Source organism: uncultured Microbulbifer sp. (genome assembly GCF_947504145.1).
GTDB lineage: Bacteria > Pseudomonadota > Gammaproteobacteria > Pseudomonadales > Cellvibrionaceae > Microbulbifer.
The window spans coordinates 402,068-415,826 of record NZ_CANNGQ010000003.1; the positions used below are offsets into that span (position 1 = coordinate 402,068).

Here is a 13,759-nt window from a genome sequence, read left to right on the forward strand (position 1 = left end):
ATACCCGACCCGTTTCGGTGCTTAAAGCTCAAATCCAGTAAAAATACTGGTTTGGGCACACCGTCTGCGTAGGCTCACCCTCTTCGGTTTAAAACCTAACGGCCAACCTGGCCAGAGAGCGGATTAAGCAGGGGCATTTAAACCTCAAACACCCACCGCACCTACGGTCTTTGACGACCCGCCACCCGCTAAGCAAGGTGGCGAACCCCAAAGTTCTTTTTACTGAACGCAGTGTATTCCCGAGGGAATTACTTAACGTCCAGAGAAGCCTGATCAAGAGTCAGACCCGGGCCCATAGTGGTGCTCAGGGTGATCTTTTTCAGGTATACGCCTTTCGCGGAAGCCGGCTTGGCCTTTTTCAGGTCAGCAACCAGCGCTTCCAGGTTCTCTTTCAGAGAATTGACGTCAAAACTTACTTTGCCGATACCGCCGTGGATGATGCCACCCTTGTCAGCGCGGAAACGCACCTGACCAGCCTTGGCATTCTTAACCGCAGTCGCAACGTCTGGAGTTACGGTGCCGGTTTTCGGGTTCGGCATCAGGCCGCGCGGACCGAGGATCTGGCCCAGCTGACCCACAACGCGCATAGCGTCCGGGGAAGCCACAACCACGTCGAAATCCATCTTGCCGGCTTTTACTTCAGCGGCCAGTTCGTCCATACCTACCAGGTCGGCACCCGCTTCTTTTGCGGCGTCGGCGTTCGCACCCTGGGTGAACACAGCAACTCGCACGTCTTTACCGGTACCGTGCGGCAGAGTGGTAGCACCACGTACTGACTGGTCGGATTTACGCGGGTCGATACCCAGGTTGATGGCGGCATCAACGGTTTCTGCGAATTTTACATTGGAGAACTCTTTCAGCAGTGCCACGGCTTCATCGATACCGTAGGCCTTGCCAGTTTCCACTTTCTCAGCGATCGCGCGCTGACGCTTGGTCAATTTAGCCACTTACAGACCCTCCACTTCGATACCGGCACTGCGTGCGGAACCAGCGATGGTACGCACTGCTGCATCCATGTCGGACGCAGTCAGGTCTGCCTTTTTCATTTCCACGATCTCTTCGATCTGAGCACGGGTCACTTTGCCCACTTTCTCAGTGTTCGGGCGGCCGGAACCGCTCTTGATCTTGGCAGCCTTGCGCAGCAGTACTGCGGCGGGCGGGGACTTCATGATGAAGGTGAACGAGCGATCGCTGTAAACAGAGATCACTACCGGTACCGGCAGGCCCGGCTCCAGGTTCTGGGTCTGTGCGTTGAACGCCTTACAGAACTCCATGATGTTCACACCGTGCTGACCCAGTGCAGGGCCAACGGGGGGACTCGGGTTGGCCTGGCCGGCCTTCACTTGCAGCTTGATATAAGCTTCGATTTTCTTAGCCATTACAGCTTCCTCTTTAACTGGGTATTAGCGCCTGCGCTGTACACTTGTACGAACATGCAACGCTCGGCTCCCCTGTTTACCCCGCCTAACCTGAGACCAATCTGGCACTATCAGGTTTTCAGGGACGCGAAAGCCCCCTTCCGCCAGCAGCGAAAGAGGGCCGAATCCTTTCAGCTCGAACTCAGTTCTTTTCTACCTGACCGAATTCAAGCTCTACCGGCGTGGAACGACCGAAGATCAACACGGCCACCCGCAGGCGACTCTTTTCGTAGTTGACCTCTTCCACCACACCGTTGAAATCATTAAACGGACCGTCGATAACACGCACCATCTCACCCGGCTCGAACAGCGTCTTGGGCTTGGGCTTATCGACAGAGTCATCAATGCGATTCAAGATCGCCTGCGCTTCGCGATCGGTAATCGGTGCCGGCTTATCTGCCTTGCCACCGATAAAGCCCAGCACACGCGGCGTCTCTTTCACCAGGTGCCAGGTATCGTCATTGAGCTCCATTTCCACCAGCACGTAACCGGGGAAAAACTTGCGCTCGCTCTTGCGCTTCTGTCCGGCACGCATTTCCACCACTTCTTCGGTGGGCACCAGCACCTCACCAAACAGATGGTCCATTTCGTGCAGCTCAATGCGCTCCCGGAGAGTCGTTTTCACGCGCTTCTCATAGCCGGAGTAAGCCTGAACTACATACCAATGCTTTGCCATGGATTAACCTTTAACCAATAATCTTGGATGCAGCCCAACCGAGCCCGGTATCCAGCGCCCAGAGAATCACTGCCATCAGCAACACGAACACAACCACAATCAGGGTGGTCTGAGTTGCCTCCTGACGGGTGGGCCACACTACCCGGCGCACTTCGTTCTGCGCCTCCCGCAATAGATTCCAGAAGGAATTACCCTTCTCGGTCTGCACTGCTACAAATACAGCCGCCAGGCAAAGCGCAACGATTGCCAGAACGCGATACAACAGGGGAATTTCGGCGTAGTAGGAATTGCCCGCCACAGCAGCACCAACAAGCAGCACCACCAACAGCCACTTGAGGCCGTCAAGACGAAAGGTTTTCGCCTCTATTTTAGCATTCATACACGGAAGCCTTTAGCGCGCCTCAATACTGCAAGGCGTCTTTATTGCCAACGACCACAAAGAGCGACAGCAGTACAGGATAGCCCAACTGCAGGCCCCTTGCGGGCATCTGAAAGTTGGCAGGCCAGGAGGGACTCGAACCCACAACAGCCGGTTTTGGAGACCGGTGCTCTACCAATTGAACTACTGGCCTGGAACACCCGGATACGTGACGACAAACGCCAGCACCGGAAAAAACGAGGGGCGGATCATACCACCCACCCCAGCGTTTGCAAGCGTGACTGCCAATTCTTGCCGGCAGCCACACTCAACATCGATTACTCGATGATTTTGGCTACAACGCCAGCACCAACGGTACGGCCACCTTCGCGAATCGCGAAGCGCAGACCTTCTTCCATGGCGATCGGGCAGATCAGAGTCACAGACATCTGAATGTTGTCGCCCGGCATTACCATTTCAGTGCCTTCCGGCAGCTCAACCGCACCAGTTACGTCGGTAGTACGGAAGTAGAACTGAGGACGGTAGCCTTTGAAGAACGGGGTGTGACGACCACCTTCGTCCTTGGACAGGATGTAAACCTCACCTTCGAACTTGGTGTGCGGGGTGATGGAACCTGGCTTCGCCAGAACCTGACCACGCTCAACTTCGTCACGCTTGGTGCCACGCAGCAGGGCGCCGATGTTCTCACCAGCACGACCTTCGTCGAGCAGCTTGCGGAACATTTCAACACCAGTACAGGTGGTAGAAGTGGTTTCTTTGATACCAACGATCTGAATTTCGTCACCAGTGTTGATAATGCCACGCTCTACACGACCGGTTACTACGGTACCGCGACCAGAGATGGAGAATACGTCTTCGATCGGCATCAGGAACGGCTGGTCTACAGCGCGCTCTGGCTCCGGGATGTACTCGTCCAGGGTCTCTACCAGCTTCTTAACAGCACTGGTGCCCAGCTCGTTGTCGTCTTCACCGTTCAGGGCCATCAGGGCAGAACCAGCGATGATCGGCGTGTCGTCACCCGGGAATTCGTATTGATCCAGCAGCTCGCGCAGCTCCATCTCTACCAGTTCCAGCATCTCGGAGTATTCTTCAGAGCCTACGCCGCCGCAGTCTTCTGCCAGCAGGTCTGCCTTGTTCAGGAATACAACGATGAACGGCACACCTACCTGACGGGACAGCAGGATGTGCTCGCGGGTCTGCGGCATAGGGCCGTCAGTCGCGCCACACACCAGGATTGCGCCGTCCATCTGAGCAGCACCGGTGATCATGTTTTTAACGTAGTCGGCGTGACCCGGGCAGTCTACGTGCGCGTAGTGGCGGGTCGGGGACTCGTATTCAACGTGAGAGGTGGCGATGGTGATACCGCGCTCACGCTCTTCCGGTGCGTTATCGATACCGTCGAAGGCAACGGCTGCGCCGCCCCATACTTCGGCACATACGCGGGTCAGCGCTGCGGTCAGGGTGGTTTTACCGTGGTCAACGTGACCGATGGTGCCCACGTTTACGTGGGGCTTGGAACGTTCAAACTTTTCTTTTCCCATTGCGGGCCTCCCAATATAAGCGTGAGCCGAACTAGCGACTTTACCCAAGAACGGCTCCCGGGCATCTATCAAAGAGCCTACTCGGGAACCAGTGCACCCAGGCCCGCCTAAAGGCATAAAAGCCGGATACAAATAGCCGCGGAGACACAGGTCACCGCGGCTACGAATAATGGAGCTCATGGGCGGATTTGAACCGCCGACCTCACCCTTACCAAGGGTGTGCTCTACCCCTGAGCTACATGAGCTTACTCCGAAACTGACAGCGAACTGCCAACGCAGGCGGGGCGGCCTGCCTTGCACTCAACTCAAAGCCAAGTACAAATCCAACCAAACTGGCTCCACACGAAAATTGGAGCGGGCAGCGGGGATCGAACCCGCATCATCAGCTTGGAAGGCTGAGGTTCTACCATTGAACTATGCCCGCATATCGCGTGCGAAAACCTCCAAGTAGAAGATCAAACAACCTCTTCTACCCTCGATGCCAGCACACAGGCATCTAAATAATGGTGCAGGGGGGTGGATTCGAACCACCGAAGCTTGCGCGTCAGATTTACAGTCTGATCCCTTTGGCCACTCGGGAACCCCTGCTCGAAAGCGGTGCGTATTCTCTACAGCCACCTCTTCGATGTCAACAATTTTTCTTTCAATTTCACACACTTACCTAAATTTCTTCGGCAGCCCGTGAAGCGGGAAAGAATGGAGCTGGCGAGAGGAGTCGAACCCCCGACCGGCTGATTACAAGTCAGCTGCTCTACCAACTGAGCTACGCCAGCGCCCCTGAATTACCACCTTAAAGACGGCAATCCCACCCGGGGTTGTTGACCTCCCCCTTAAGTGGAGGCGGGATTCTAGGGGAAGTGTCCGAGACAAGCAACAGGGGATTGTCGCTTTTCTTTACCCCAAAACGGCTCGTCGCCGGATTACTCATCGCCACCACTGCGGATCTCGCTACATAGATTCTGGCGGCGATCGATGTCCGGGTAGTCCAACTGAAGCTGGCTCCAGAAGTCATCAGCAACAGCGTCCGCAGACACGCCCCCGTTCGCGCCCCCGAGAACCACCCAGCGCTCCAGGTAGGTTTGCGGTTCTTCGCGGTATTCGGCGTCAAAGCCGCGACTCTGCAACTCTTCGGCCAGCGCCTTTGCGCGCTCGATTTCAGAAAAAATTCCGAAGGATATGCCGTTTTCTAACGACCCCTTGGGGATCACATAACTATCGATGCCAGCGGCCTGCAATTCCCGCAACTTGCGGAACGCCTGCTGTGAGGAGTTCAACGGCGCCAAGAAAACCCAGTAGCGCATCTGCCCGTGCATCTCAATTTCCCGCAGGGCGGCCTCCACCTGCAATGCCTGCAGGCGCCGGGCAACATCCTCTCCCTGATAGGCCTCTGTAAACGGCCCCACCAGGGTGCACAGCGCCTCCGCAGAAACCGAACGGCTGCCATCAACCGGCACTTGCGGCTCGGGTGCCTCCATCTGTTTCGGCTCGGGCGCTGACGATGCCAGCTCGGCAGGGTCCACTTCGCTGACCAGGGAGATACTTGCCGCCTCCCCCTCTTCCTGTGCCGCAGGGGTAACCCGTACGGCTGCAGGCTTGTCATTCGACAGAAACCAGGCAAACAGACCGAGATTGGCCAACGCCAACAACATGAATATCCAACGCATAATTTTCAGCTAGTTGAAAGGAGACAATTGAAACGGAGTCTTTACAGCCCGACTGCAAGAGGCCCGGCCGGGAGATAGAGCGCATTCTAGCCAACTACACCACCCTTCCGGCGACTACTGGCGCACACGAATGACGAAATCTCACCGAATCATGGATTCGTCACCGCCAACCCCTCCATCACCAGGTCCTCGACAACCTCGCTGGGACGATCACACCAGGGGGCGAGCAGGCTGCCGTCGCCCCCGCAAAACAGCAACCGCGGGCGAGCAGCGCCCTCCACAGCGCATTGATGAGCCAGCGCGTCGTAAGCGCGCTCCACAGCGCCCAACACCATCAGGGGCAACCCGCGATTTACCGCCTCTGCCGTGTTTCGCCCGGGGGAAAGAGAGATTTCCGGCTGCACCGGCGGCGCCACTTTGACCGCGTCGGTATCGCTATACAGCGCGCGGCGCATCAACCCCAGCCCCGGCACTATGTAGCCGCCGAGGTGCTGACCATCTGCGCCCAGCAGGTCCAGAGTAACGGCGCTGCCGCAATCCACGACCAGCGCAGGGGCCGGGGCGCGACGATAGGCCGCGAGCACCGCGAGCCAGCGATCCACCCCCAGACGAGAAACATCCTGATAGGCGCAGCGCACACCACCGCACTCGGCAGTAACGCGGGCAAATTCGACACTCACGCCAAGGGCACTCCGCAGACGGGCCGCGATCGACTCGGCCACAGATACCCCAGCCACATTCGCCACCCGCACCCGCGACGGTGCGTGTTCGCTCCACGCCGCGGGCAGGGATTCCGCATCCCACCATTCGCCAGGCGCGAGCACCCCCCGGTCGGCGACTTCCGTTTCGCTATGGCCGGCCGAACTGTCCGGGACATTGATCAGTCGCCACTTGGCTCGGGTATTCCCCTGGTCCAGCTCTAGAATCTTCACCTGCCCCTCTCCACTTGCCGACTCCCACCCCTCAACTGCCCGACTAACCTTGCCACTCAATCGCTGTCGGCCGGGCGCAGGGACACTTCGCCACCATGAAAAACTTTCTGTGCACCATCGATTTCCAGCAGCAGAGCGCCGGTGCTATCAACGCCCCGCTCAATACCGCACCAACGCTGCTGGAAAGACCGCAGACACACCTCTGCACCGGCAAACTGGTCGAGTGCCAGCCAGGCGTCCCGCCATTCGGAAAATCCGGATTCGGGATAGGCTTCCAGCATCGGCAACAGTTCATCGAGCATCGCCGCCACCAGGGCATTGCGGGAGATACCTGGGCGCACCTCGGCGAGATCGATCCAGGGCTGCCCGATTGACTCTGCCGCGGCAGCGGGCAAGCGCATGTTCAGCCCAATGCCCACCACCACGGCACAGCGGTCGGTAAGGTCCCCACTCAACTCCAGCAGCACGCCGGCCAGCTTGCGCCCGCGGCACCACACATCGTTGGGCCATTTCAGTCGCACATCCGGTACATCGAACCTGGCCAGTGCCCGCGCCAGCGCCACCCCCACCGCAAGGCTCAACCCCTCCAGCAGCTGCACCCCGCCACTGAACTGCCAACCTATGGAAATGCTGACACCGGAAGCGAACGGACTCGCCCATGCGCGGCCCCGGCGACCGCGACCCGCCGTCTGCTGCTCGGCAAGGACCACCTGCCCGTGGCCAGCGCCGGACTCGAGACTCGACAACACCCGCGCGTTGGTGGAATCCACCTGGTCAAAAATATTCAGCGCGCGCAATAGCGGGACGGTACCGGCGTCCAGCTGCTGCTGAATCGCCTCCGCACTCAGCAGATCGAGCCCACCGGCAACACGGTAACCGCGCCCTTTCACGGACTCTACCTCGAGCCCCAGCGGCTCCAGCTTTTGCAGCTGCTTCCACACCGCGGCGCGGCTGACTCCAAGCACCTCCCCCAGAGACTGGCCGGAGTGCACTTCGCCGTCGGCAAGCAATTGCAACAGAGGGCGCAGGTTTGCCAGTGACCCAGCCAGGGATTCGGACCTGGAATTTTCAGGTGTGGTACGGGAGGCCAAGATGCACTCTCCAGAAGTTCAGAAAATGAAAACAGAAATTAAAAAGTAGCCGGAAGAACCGATCGGGAAAACGAGCCGAGTGAACGAATCGAGAGTGCTACTCAAGCGTGCCGATCGGAACAAACACTCAGACATACTGCCGATAGTAGCGGTGTCCGAGCGACGTCAGGATTTCATACCCGATGGTGCCGGCCGCCGCCCCCATAGTATCGACTGTGAAGGTAGGACCGAGCACTTCGATCAGGCCCAGCTGCTCGCGCTGCCGACCATTCAATGCCGACACATCGAATACCGTGGTGTCCATGGATACCCGGCCCAGCATCGGCACGGGAATACGGTCTGTACCCGCAATAGCCACCCCCCGGCCGCGACCACTTTGCGCGCGCAACAGGCCGTCGGCGTAACCACCCCGGACCACCGCCAGCCAACTGCCCGCCACCGCCGTCTGGGTCGCGCCGTACCCCACGGCGCTGTCCTCAATGACCTGGCGCAACTGCAACACCGGGAGTCGTAAATTGACCACCGGGCGCATGGGGTTGGGCTGGGTGGGCGTGGGGTTGACGCCGTAGAGCGCCGAGCCCGGGCGCACCAGATCAAAATGAAACGCTTCGCCAAGGCAGATACCTGCAGAGTTGGCCAGGCTGGCACGCACTCCCGGGCAAACCTGCCTCAACCTGTCGACCATCTCGCTAAAGGCGGTTAACTGCCGGCTATTCTGCGCATGCCCCGCTTCGTCGGCACAGGCCAGGTGCGTGAGGATCAACTGCAGGTTTGCCCGGCGCAATAACGCGGGCTGCTGAATCAGCCCGGCAAATTCCTTTGCCCCCATTCCCAGGCGCGTCATTCCCGAGTCCACTTTTAACGCCGCTGGCGCTGCGAGTGACTCGTCACCGCCCATACCGAGGGTTTGATCGCACCAATGCTGAATCTGCGCTGTGGTCACCAGCACCGGAATCAGTCCGGCCCGGGCACAGCTCGCCTCACATCCCGGGCGCACACCGGTCAACACATAAATGATCGCCTCGGCGGGCAACAGGTTGCGCAACGCTTCACCTTCGGGCTGAGTGGCCACAAAGAAAGTTCGGCAACCCGCGGCAAACAGTGCCGGTGCGACTCGCGCTACGCCGAGACCGTAAGCGTCCGCCTTGACCACTGCGCTGCACTCACCACCCCCCTGCAGGTGTGCGCGCAGCCACCGGTAGTTTTCCACCAGGGCGCGCAAATCAATAGTGAGCAGCCCTTCGCGCTCCGATTCGGAAATTGTTACTGGCAAAGTCCCGTCACTCCACAGACTCGATTGATCGCCATCAACTGGCCGACAGCAGATTTTCCCGGCGCAGGGCCCGGGCGCCCGTCATCACCGCCGCAGCCACCAGGCCGAGCGTTACCAGTGAACCGGACAACATCCAGCCGGGAGACACCCAGTCGCCAATCAACAGGCCTTTCAACCACTGCTGGTGCCCCACCAGCGGCAGTAGTTGCCAGGACTCGGCCAGTTTTACCTGGGCGATATCCAGCATCATCAGCATCACCAGCGGGGCAATCTGGAAAATACTCAGCTGAGTCTGCGCGTCTTTGAATGAGTGAGAACGCAGCGCCAGGAGTATTTGCAATACCGCCACCAGCAGCGCCAGCGGCAACATGATCAGGCCCATGGTGATCACGCCGCTCACAGTAGTCGCACGCTGAATGCCCAGCTCGGTGAGCGGCATGATTGGCATCAATAACACCAGCGCCGTAATGGCCAGCAGTGACCCCAGCCAGCCCAGACTGGCCACCGCGACCGTCTTGGCGGTGATAATCTGCCAGCCGGCCAGGGGCTGCAACAGCAGCGGCTCCAGGCTCAGGCGCTCGCGCTCGCCGGCAGAACTGTCTACCGCGGTGGAGAGACAGGCGACAAACAGGGTCATGATCAGCAACCCCGGCACCGTGGCCAGAATCAACGCGCCGCGGCTTGAGGGAGTGCTCACATCCCGGGTTTCCACCCGCCAGGGCGACAAGGTGCGCGGCGCCACACCGCGCGCCGTGAGACGCTGGGTAACCACCAGTTGCTGCAGAGCGCCGAGACGCTCCTGCACATCGCGCTGGGCGCGGCCACTGGTGGACTCGGAGCCGTTTACATAGAGGTATACCTGCGGGGCGCGGAAGTCCTGATAGCGCTGGTCAAAGTCATCACTGAATTCCAGTACCACATCGTAGTCCTCAGCGAGCAACTCGCGCGGCGAACCCTCCCCCAGAGAATCCACGTCCAGGTTCGGCGACGTCAGCCGCTCGCTGATCAGCGGCGCGCGCTCGGCGCCCAGCAGCGCCACCCGGGTCACTTCCTCGCTCTGCTTTTTCACCATGAAGGTGGTACCCCCGGCCAGCATCACCGGGAACATCAGTGAAAAGCACACCGCCATGATCAGTGCACGGCGGTCCCGCCAGGCTTCCAGCAGCTCCTTGCGCAACAGCGGCGCCATCTGTTTCCAACCCTGAAAAACTGCTCGTGAACTCACGCCGGCTCTCCTTCTGCTTGCGCCACTGCAGGACGCTGCCCGTAAGCCAGCGCCACAAAACTGTCTTCGAGACTGGTACAACCGGTCGCTGCGGCCAGCTGTTCCGGAGTCCCGGCCCCTACAATCTGCCCTGCCGCCATCACCAGTACCCGATCTGACAGTTCAGCCACTTCCGGCATCACGTGGCTGGAAAACAGGATGGTGGTGCCTGCGGCCCGCAGCCGCAGCAGGGTCTTGCGCAACAGGCGCACCGCGAGCACATCCAGGCCGCGAGTGGGCTCGTCGAGAATCAGGTGCCGGGGCCGATGCACCAGCGCGCGCGCCAGCGACACTTTCATGCGCTCGCCTTGGGAAAAACCTTTGGTACGGCGATTCCACAGCCCGTCCAACTCCAGCTCGTCGCGTACCGCCTGCAGGGCCTCCTGCAGTACCGCACCGGAAAGCCCCTGCATTTCGGCGAACACCGACAAGTACTCGCGCACAGTAAGGCGCTCGTACAAGCCCTCGCGGTCACCGACCACACCCAATTGGCGGCGCACCGCCATCGGATCCGTAGCGGGGTCGGCATCCCCCACCAGTACCTGACCGGAATTCGCCTGCAGCAAGCCGCACACAATACGCAGGCAGCTGGTCTTGCCCGCGCCATTGGCGCCCAGCAACGCGGTAATGCGCCCGTCCGGCACCTCGAAACTCAGGTTGCGCAGCACCGGCTGGCCTTCAAAGGATTTGCAGATATTGTCGACGCGAATCATCGTTGGTCACCTCCTGCAACTTCTTCCGGGGAGGGTTGTTCGTCACTGGTTTCGCCACCAGCGAGTATTGAGTCTGCCTCCGGGATGGCCAGATCTGGCATCAATGCGGGCCCAAAGGCCGCGGCAGTAAATGGCGGCCGGCGGATATCCGCCAGACAGCTGTCATCCAGCGCCGTATCCGGCTGGTCGAGAAACTGCAGAATCAGGTCAGGTACACAGCCGCGCGCGGAATTGATATGGCCGCCACCGCGCACCACCAGGTGCTGCTGATTGGGCAGGTAGGCGAGCTGCTCATCCGCATATTTTGGTGGCGTAATCGGGTCGGCGGTGCCGGAGATCAGCAGTATCGGATGATCGCGGGGCTCCGGCGTATCGTAGGGACGGGCCGGTACCGGCCATACCTTGCAGCCCTCGACAAAGATGCGCACAAACATATCGCCGATAAAGGTATCCGCGGAGTCCCGCGCAATATCCCCGGCGTCAATGCGATTCATCTCTTCGGCACAGGCTACTGAAAGGGTCAGCCCCATGGACATGGCCCCCTCCATATCGGCAAACAATCCAAGAATCCCGGACAAAGGCGCAAAGTTGCCACGGCTCGCTTCTGTTACCGCGTAGGGCAACTGTGCCGCGGCAGCGGGATCGTAGAGCGCCGAACGCACCGCACCGGCGAGCATCCAGGTTTCCACCGGCTCTTCCACCGCGCGTCCGGTAAACGGATCGGGGAAGTTGCCCGCTTGCTCGTCGCTCCAGTTGGCCAGCAGGGTGTCCAGCTGACTGCGCCAGTCGCCAAACCCGGCGCACACCAGATCTTCACTGCAGGCCTGCTCCAGTTCTTGCAGCGCCGACTCTGCCGCTGTCGCCGCGAGGAAAACCTTGGTGTCGATCGGGGCCACGCCGTCCAGCACAAGGCTCTGCAGGGACTGCGGATACCACTGCTGGTACAGGAGTGCGGTGCGCGTGCCCCAGGATCCGCCCCACAGGGAAATGCGAGTGTGCCCCAGGGCCTGGCGCACGGTTTCCAGGTCGTCCACGGTCTGACGGCTATTAATAGTGAGTGGTCGCTGACCCGCACCGATATAGCAGACCGCCATCTGCGCGGTAAAGAGCTCAATACTGCTCGGCGTATCGGCACCCAGCCCACAGTCGAAAGCGTCGGAACGGCCGCCCCCGCGGCGGTCCACCATCACGATGTCCCGCTCCCGGTTGAGTTTGCGCAAAGGGTTGAGCAGCCGCGCGAGATCGCTGGCCGCCTGCCCCGGACCACCGGCGAGCAGGTACAGGGGCTCGTGTTGGCCACTGTTCACCGCCGGCGCCACCAGTACCGATAACTGCACATCGCCTTCCTGGCTGACGGGCACGTGATAGCAGCGCAGAGATTGTGGCCAACCGTCGGCGTAGCAGGGTTCGCTTTCAAGCCCGGCTGACGCTCCCGGGGCGTCAGTTGCCGGGGATTCGGCAATGGCACCGACACTGAGCGCCCCGCCAATCAGTGATAGACCCAACCAGTAACGCAACCGACTGGAAATAAGAGGCTTCCTTGAGTCCAATACCCACTCCTGCTTTCTGTGCTGCTTTTATATGAATACCTGATGTGCCGACGACCCCGTGGCGCTGTCGGCAAACTCAGCCAGTCTACCGGACTTTTTCCGCTCCCGCCCACGGTTTGCCGGTGTTCCCGGCGATAGTCGTGGCACCCCGGCACGCTCGGTGGTATCGTTTGCGGTCGTTTTTATATCGAATAATTAATAGACACCGACACCCCACCGAAAAAATGAGCTTTTCAGACAGAGAAAAACAACTGGTACGGGCAGCCTTTGCCTGGGGGCAGATCACGCAAAAAGAGGGCTATACCCTCTCCGATCTGGAAATCGAGAAGTCGGTGCTCTTCCGCCGCCTACTGGCTGGCCGCCCTCCCCTCGCTTTCCCGCCTCCTCTGCGCCACGGTTTCCCCTGGTACGAGGTCATCGAGGGCCGCAGCGAGCATGTGGTCAATGCTTCCGAAGCCTCGCCGGAACACAGCATCATCGCCCCCGGCAGCAAGCCGGGCGACACCTGCATTCTTATCGACGGTGCCTTCTGGCGCGTGGCGGAGACGATCCGCGAGCGCGAGGAATACCTGGTGGAATGGGGCGAGTACCCGATGCAGTGGCGACTGTGCAAGCACTGGGAAGTGAATTACGAGATGACCCAGCAGCTGAACACCTTCCGCAAGGACAATCCGGACGCGAACGTGAATCTGGCGAGCCGCGGCGGGCAGAAAGAATACAGTGAGTTCCGGGTGGACGATGACCAGACGGTGTGGCTGTCTGAATGGCACTTGACCCGCATTGGCCTGCCGGGCTGGGTGTGGGTTGGCGTTGAAGTGGAGGCAGAGCCCTCTGTGCACGAGCTGGCGCCGCTGTGTCAGGACCAGCATGGTGCGCTGGTGCTGGGTGTGACCGGTGCCGACCGCGGTCCGGGCTGGCTGCGCATCGAAATCGCCAGTGGCGAGGCGCGCTATATCAAGCTGGGGGATGAACTCGAATACAAAACGGTAATCGCTTCCGCGGTCACTGAGTTTGACCGCCTGCTACACAGTATCGCCGGCGACGATCTGGAAGTCATGGATCGCCGTGGGGACGACCTGTTGCGCTGCTACCGGGTGCCCATGCAACTGGCCCCCCTCGAGCATTTTGATCTCGGGGATGTAAATTACGATCTGGTGCCTGAGAACGCTTACGTCGGATAGTTGTACGCTCCGTAGCTTTTGGTACTTCGTAGCACTTCCAGTGGCGGCACTGACGCCGGTGAAAGTTCGCGAGACAC

Annotated in this window: 13 protein-coding genes and 5 tRNA genes; 1 reads left to right on the forward strand and 17 read right to left on the reverse strand. The window is 60.0% G+C overall.

Translation table 11 applies throughout. The features are described from left to right. Window positions 1–248 precede the first annotated feature (248 nt). From rplA to Q1A74_RS12515, 17 genes are all read right to left on the reverse strand, one after another. A complete protein-coding gene (rplA, locus tag Q1A74_RS12435) occupies window positions 249–947 on the reverse strand; it encodes a 50S ribosomal protein L1 (protein ID WP_299596383.1) in 699 nt (232 codons plus the stop codon). Next, complete coding sequence (rplK, locus tag Q1A74_RS12440; protein ID WP_226701944.1) at window positions 948–1,379, reverse strand: 50S ribosomal protein L11; 432 nt, start codon at window positions 1,377–1,379, stop codon at window positions 948–950. It abuts the gene before it with no gap. Between the two features lie 181 nt (window positions 1,380–1,560). Then, window positions 1,561–2,094 (reverse strand): transcription termination/antitermination protein NusG, encoded by a 534-nt coding sequence (nusG, locus tag Q1A74_RS12445; RefSeq protein WP_299596395.1) that lies wholly within the window; start codon window positions 2,092–2,094, stop codon window positions 1,561–1,563. Window positions 2,095–2,104: 10 nt separating this feature from the next. Then, complete coding sequence (gene secE / locus Q1A74_RS12450; protein WP_299596398.1) at window positions 2,105–2,473, reverse strand: preprotein translocase subunit SecE; 369 nt, start codon at window positions 2,471–2,473, stop codon at window positions 2,105–2,107. A 117-nt stretch (window positions 2,474–2,590) separates the two neighbouring features. After that, window positions 2,591–2,666 (reverse strand) — tRNA-Trp (locus tag Q1A74_RS12455). 124 nt (window positions 2,667–2,790) lie between these two features. Beyond that, the gene (tuf, locus tag Q1A74_RS12460; protein ID WP_299596351.1) at window positions 2,791–4,014 is read right to left on the reverse strand and encodes an elongation factor Tu; all 1,224 of its coding nucleotides are present in this window, start codon (window positions 4,012–4,014) and stop codon (window positions 2,791–2,793) included. 170 nt (window positions 4,015–4,184) lie between these two features. Beyond that, window positions 4,185–4,259 (reverse strand) — tRNA-Thr (locus Q1A74_RS12465). A gap of 105 nt (window positions 4,260–4,364) precedes the next feature. Next, window positions 4,365–4,438 (reverse strand) — tRNA-Gly (locus tag Q1A74_RS12470). Between the two features lie 80 nt (window positions 4,439–4,518). Then, window positions 4,519–4,602 (reverse strand) — tRNA-Tyr (locus Q1A74_RS12475). Between the two features lie 109 nt (window positions 4,603–4,711). Then, window positions 4,712–4,787: transfer RNA gene (locus Q1A74_RS12480), tRNA-Thr, on the reverse strand. A 147-nt stretch (window positions 4,788–4,934) separates the two neighbouring features. After that, window positions 4,935–5,678, reverse strand: coding sequence for a hypothetical protein (locus Q1A74_RS12485; protein ID WP_299596400.1), 744 nt, complete (start codon window positions 5,676–5,678; stop codon window positions 4,935–4,937). Between the two features lie 149 nt (window positions 5,679–5,827). Beyond that, on the reverse strand, window positions 5,828–6,610 hold the full coding sequence (locus Q1A74_RS12490) for a type III pantothenate kinase (protein ID WP_299596404.1): 783 nt from the start codon (window positions 6,608–6,610) through the stop codon (window positions 5,828–5,830). A gap of 56 nt (window positions 6,611–6,666) precedes the next feature. Continuing rightward, on the reverse strand, window positions 6,667–7,701 hold the full coding sequence (birA, locus tag Q1A74_RS12495; protein ID WP_299596407.1) for a bifunctional biotin--[acetyl-CoA-carboxylase] ligase/biotin operon repressor BirA: 1,035 nt from the start codon (window positions 7,699–7,701) through the stop codon (window positions 6,667–6,669). A 127-nt stretch (window positions 7,702–7,828) separates the two neighbouring features. Next, entirely contained in the window at window positions 7,829–8,974 is a 1,146-nt protein-coding gene (alr, locus tag Q1A74_RS12500) for an alanine racemase (protein WP_299596410.1), read from the reverse strand. Window positions 8,975–9,008: 34 nt separating this feature from the next. Then, window positions 9,009–10,199 carry an ABC transporter permease gene (locus Q1A74_RS12505; RefSeq protein WP_299596413.1) on the reverse strand — a complete coding sequence of 397 codons (1,191 nt, stop codon included), beginning with the start codon at window positions 10,197–10,199 and terminating at the stop codon, window positions 9,009–9,011. Then, the gene (locus Q1A74_RS12510) at window positions 10,196–10,951 is read right to left on the reverse strand and encodes an ATP-binding cassette domain-containing protein (protein ID WP_299596416.1); all 756 of its coding nucleotides are present in this window, start codon (window positions 10,949–10,951) and stop codon (window positions 10,196–10,198) included. The genes Q1A74_RS12505 and Q1A74_RS12510 overlap by 4 nt, the downstream gene beginning before the upstream one ends. Beyond that, window positions 10,948–12,501, reverse strand: coding sequence for an alpha/beta fold hydrolase (locus tag Q1A74_RS12515; RefSeq protein ID WP_299596419.1), 1,554 nt, complete (start codon window positions 12,499–12,501; stop codon window positions 10,948–10,950). Before Q1A74_RS12515 ends, Q1A74_RS12510 begins: the two co-directional genes overlap by 4 nt. A 224-nt stretch (window positions 12,502–12,725) precedes the next feature. Between Q1A74_RS12515 and Q1A74_RS12520 the strand changes: the two genes are divergently transcribed. Further along, window positions 12,726–13,682 carry a hypothetical protein gene (locus tag Q1A74_RS12520; RefSeq protein WP_299596422.1) on the forward strand — a complete coding sequence of 319 codons (957 nt, stop codon included), beginning with the start codon at window positions 12,726–12,728 and terminating at the stop codon, window positions 13,680–13,682. Window positions 13,683–13,759 lie beyond the last annotated feature (77 nt).

Bases quoted from the DNA above. Each gene is read 5' to 3' on its own strand.
- Q1A74_RS12510 (WP_299596416.1), bottom strand. From the start codon at position 10,951: ATGATTCGCGTCGACAATATCTGCAAATCCTTTGAAGGCCAGCCGGTG.
- Q1A74_RS12520 (WP_299596422.1), top strand. From the start codon at position 12,726: ATGAGCTTTTCAGACAGAGAAAAACAACTGGTACGGGCAGCCTTTGCC.
- tuf (WP_299596351.1), bottom strand. From the start codon at position 4,014: ATGGGAAAAGAAAAGTTTGAACGTTCCAAGCCCCACGTAAACGTGGGC.
- nusG (WP_299596395.1), bottom strand. From the start codon at position 2,094: ATGGCAAAGCATTGGTATGTAGTTCAGGCTTACTCCGGCTATGAGAAG.
- rplK (WP_226701944.1), bottom strand. From the start codon at position 1,379: ATGGCTAAGAAAATCGAAGCTTATATCAAGCTGCAAGTGAAGGCCGGC.
- Q1A74_RS12485 (WP_299596400.1), bottom strand. From the start codon at position 5,678: ATGCGTTGGATATTCATGTTGTTGGCGTTGGCCAATCTCGGTCTGTTT.
- secE (WP_299596398.1), bottom strand. From the start codon at position 2,473: ATGAATGCTAAAATAGAGGCGAAAACCTTTCGTCTTGACGGCCTCAAG.